Source organism: Noviherbaspirillum denitrificans (genome assembly GCF_002211445.1).
Classification (GTDB): Bacteria; Pseudomonadota; Gammaproteobacteria; order Burkholderiales; family Burkholderiaceae_D; genus Noviherbaspirillum; species Noviherbaspirillum denitrificans.
Window position 1 is genome coordinate 1374549 of sequence record NZ_LSTO01000001.1, and the last position, 3217, is coordinate 1377765.

Annotated in this window: 3 protein-coding genes; 1 reads left to right on the plus strand and 2 read right to left on the minus strand. The window is 64.7% G+C overall.

All coding sequences use genetic code 11. The annotated features are described in order from the left end of the window. Positions 1–91 precede the first annotated feature (91 nt). Positions 92–952: a response regulator gene (locus AYR66_RS06840; RefSeq protein ID WP_088706894.1), complete on the plus strand. Its 861-nt coding sequence runs from the start codon at positions 92–94 to the stop codon at positions 950–952. 4 nt (positions 953–956) lie between these two features. Here AYR66_RS06840 and cysK read toward each other — a convergent pair whose 3' ends face one another. Both cysK and AYR66_RS06850 read right to left on the minus strand, forming a co-directional pair. Beyond that, the gene (gene cysK / locus AYR66_RS06845; protein ID WP_088706895.1) at positions 957–1889 is read right to left on the minus strand and encodes a cysteine synthase A; all 933 of its coding nucleotides are present in this window, start codon (positions 1887–1889) and stop codon (positions 957–959) included. Between the two features lie 22 nt (positions 1890–1911). Next, a partial coding sequence (locus AYR66_RS06850) for a cation:proton antiporter domain-containing protein (RefSeq protein ID WP_088706896.1) occupies positions 1912–3217 on the minus strand: 1306 nt, incomplete at its 5' end.

Consider the following 3217-nt stretch of genomic DNA (forward strand, 5'->3'; position numbering starts at 1 on the left):
AGCAAAAGCTTGATATTTCGCGCTTCTGTTATCATTTCACCAATTGCGTCCCGCTACGGCGCGCACTCTTTTCTGTAGAGGTGTCCACAACATGGAAATGGCACTTACGGCTGAGACTCCCCAGGACGGCACGCGCCGCTTCGTGCTCGAAATGCTCGGGTTCAACGACGCGGAGAAAAACCTTCTCACCTCCACCTTCCGCCTCACCGATCGCCGCCCGTTTGCCTACGTGGAAGCCGGCAACCCTGCCGAGCGCACCGACATCTACCTCGTCAACGCCGACAACCAGCAGGGACTGGCCGACATACAGGCGCGCTCGCCCAACGTGCACGCCCCCGCCGTCTTCATCGGCCGCCGAGGCACCGTCGCCGACTGGCCGGTGGTCGAAAAGCCGATCCACTGGATGCGCCTGTTCGAACAACTCGACCGCCAGATGGCCGATGCCCTGCACCAGCGCGCGCAACGCATGCCCGCTGGCTGGGATGGCCGCACACACCGTCGCGCCGCCGACCGCAACCTGCCGCCGCCCGCGCCTGAAGCGCGCCTCAACGAATCCGTGCTCGTGGTGGACGACAGCGCAACCGTACGCGCCTTCATGCGCAGCAAGCTCGCTCCGTTCCGCTTCGATGTGGATTTTGCCGAAACCGGCGAGATGGCAATCGACATGGCGCAGGCCAAGCACTACACCTGCATCTTCCTCGACATCCTGATGCCCGGCATGGACGGCTACCAGGTCTGCAAGCGTATCAAGTCCAGCCCGGCGACCAAGGGTGTGGCGCTAGTCATGCTGAGCAGCAAATCGTCAGCCTTCGATAAATTTCGCGGCTCCTGGGCGGGCTGCGATGCTTACCTCGGCAAGCCCGTCCCGGAGGACGAGCTGCTGGCGACGATTGCGCGGTTTTTGCCGAGTGCGCGCCGAGTTGCACAGTCAGTGCTGGCGCGCGCTGGATAAGTGATTAGTCGGCGAGATTCGCAAACAATGCGGTGCTGAGGTAACGTTCGCCGAAGGACGGGATGATCGTCACAATCAGCTTCCCCTTGTTCTCCGGCCGACGTGCAACTTGTGCCGCGGCCCACAGCGCCGCACCCGACGAAATCCCGACCAGCAAGCCTTCCTCGCGTGCCGAGCGACGCGCAAAGTCGAACGCGTCCTCGTTCTTCACGCGCACCACTTCATCGTAGATCCCGGTGTTCAGGATGTCCGGCACGAAGCCGGCGCCGATGCCCTGGATCGGGTGCGGGCCCTTCTGGCCGCCCGACAGTACCGGCGAGGCATCCGGTTCCACTGCGATGACCTGGAAACCCGGCTTGCGGGCCTTGATCACTTCGCCCACGCCGGTGATGGTGCCGCCGGTGCCGATGCCGGCGACCAGGATGTCGACCTTGCCGTCGGTGTCGCGCCAGATTTCCTCGGCCGTGGTGTTGCGGTGGACTTCCGGGTTGGCCGGGTTCTTGAACTGCTGCGGCATGAAGTAGCGCGGGTCGGAGGCGGCCAGTTCTTCGGCCTTCTTGATCGCGCCGCCCATGCCTTCCGGGCCGGGGGTCAGGATCAGTTCGGCGCCGTAGGCGCGCAGCAGCATGCGGCGTTCCTTGCTCATGGTCTCGGGCATGGTCAGCACGCACTTGTAGCCGCGCGCGGCGCAGACCATCGCCAGCGCGATGCCGGTGTTGCCGCTGGTCGGCTCGACGATGATGGTGTCCGGCTTGATCAGGCCGGCCTTTTCGGCGGCGTCGATCATGGCCACGCCGATGCGGTCCTTCACGCTGTGCGCCGGGTTGTAGAACTCGAGCTTGGCGACCACGTCCGCGCCGCCTTCCGCCACGAGCTTGCGGATGCGGACCAGCGGGGTGTTGCCGATCAGTTGGGTAACATCGTTGACGATCTTCATTGCTTGGACTCCCTTCTTGTTTTTAACCATGCAGTTCTGCGATGCGGCGGTCGCGTTCGATCTGTATCGTATGCGCCGCCGTGCCTTCCGAAACTCCGAGAGACTGTAGCACGATGGCAGACAGCTGCAAGCCGGTTTCCAGCGTTTCCGGGATCACGTAGGAGGCGCCGGCCTGTTTGAGCGACTGCGCATGCTTTTCGTCGCGCGAGCGGGCGAACAGCGGCACATCCGGATACTCGCGCCGGATCGCCTTGACCGCATGCAGGGCCGAAGCCGGATGGTCCATGGTGAGCACGATGGCCGATGCGCGCTCCGCATGCACCTTGCGCAGCAGTTCCACGCGCGCGGCATCGCCGAAGTAGACCGGCAGGCCAGCGGCGTGCAGCTTGCCTACCACGCGCGAATTGGTCTCGAAGGCGATATACGGCACGTTCTGCTCCGACACCATTTGCGCGACCAGCTGGCCGACGCGGCCGAAGCCGGCGATGATCACATGGCCGGTTTCCTGATCCACCACCGCCTTGTCGAGCTCGCCCGGCTGTTCCGTGTGCTCCCTGTCCCACCAATCACCGAACGCATGGCCGGCCTTGGCCACCAGCGGCGTGGCGAACAGGCTCAAGCTGACGACCAGCATGATGAACTGGCCGATGTCCTTGGGCATCAGGCCGGCGGTGAGCGCGTAGCCGACCACGATGAAGGTGAACTCGCCACCTTGCCCCAGCAGCGCGCCGCCCTCGATCGCGCGTCCCCAGTTGAAGCCGCCGATGCGCAGGATCACGCTCGTCACCAGCGTCTTGATCGTGAACAGGCCGATCACCGAGAGTGGCAGCCAGAGCGGCGACTTTGCCACTTCGCGCACGTCGATCGCCATCCCCACCGACATGAAGAACAGGCCCATCAGCAAGCCCTTGAAGGGCTCGACCGTGACTTCCACCTCGTGCTTGAATTCGGTTTCCGCCAGCAGCAGGCCGGCCAGGAATGCGCCCAGCGCCAGCGACAGGCCGGCCATCTCGGTCAGCGCGGCGATGCCGAGCGTGGACAGCAGCGTAAGCGCCATGAACACATCCGGCTGGCGCTGCTGGGTGAAGTTGTGGAACAGCGGGCGGATCACGCGGCGGCCGAGCAGGTAGATCAGCGCGATGGCGCCGACCGACTTGAGCAGCGCCAGCCCGACCAGGCCGACCATGCCTTCGCTGCTGCCGCCGGCCAGCACGCCGAGCAGGATCAGCAGCGGCACCACGGCCAGGTCCTGCAGCATCAGGATGGAAAAGCCCGCCTGTCCGAGTGGCGTGCCGAGCGTGCGGCGCTCGTTCATGAGCTGCATCACC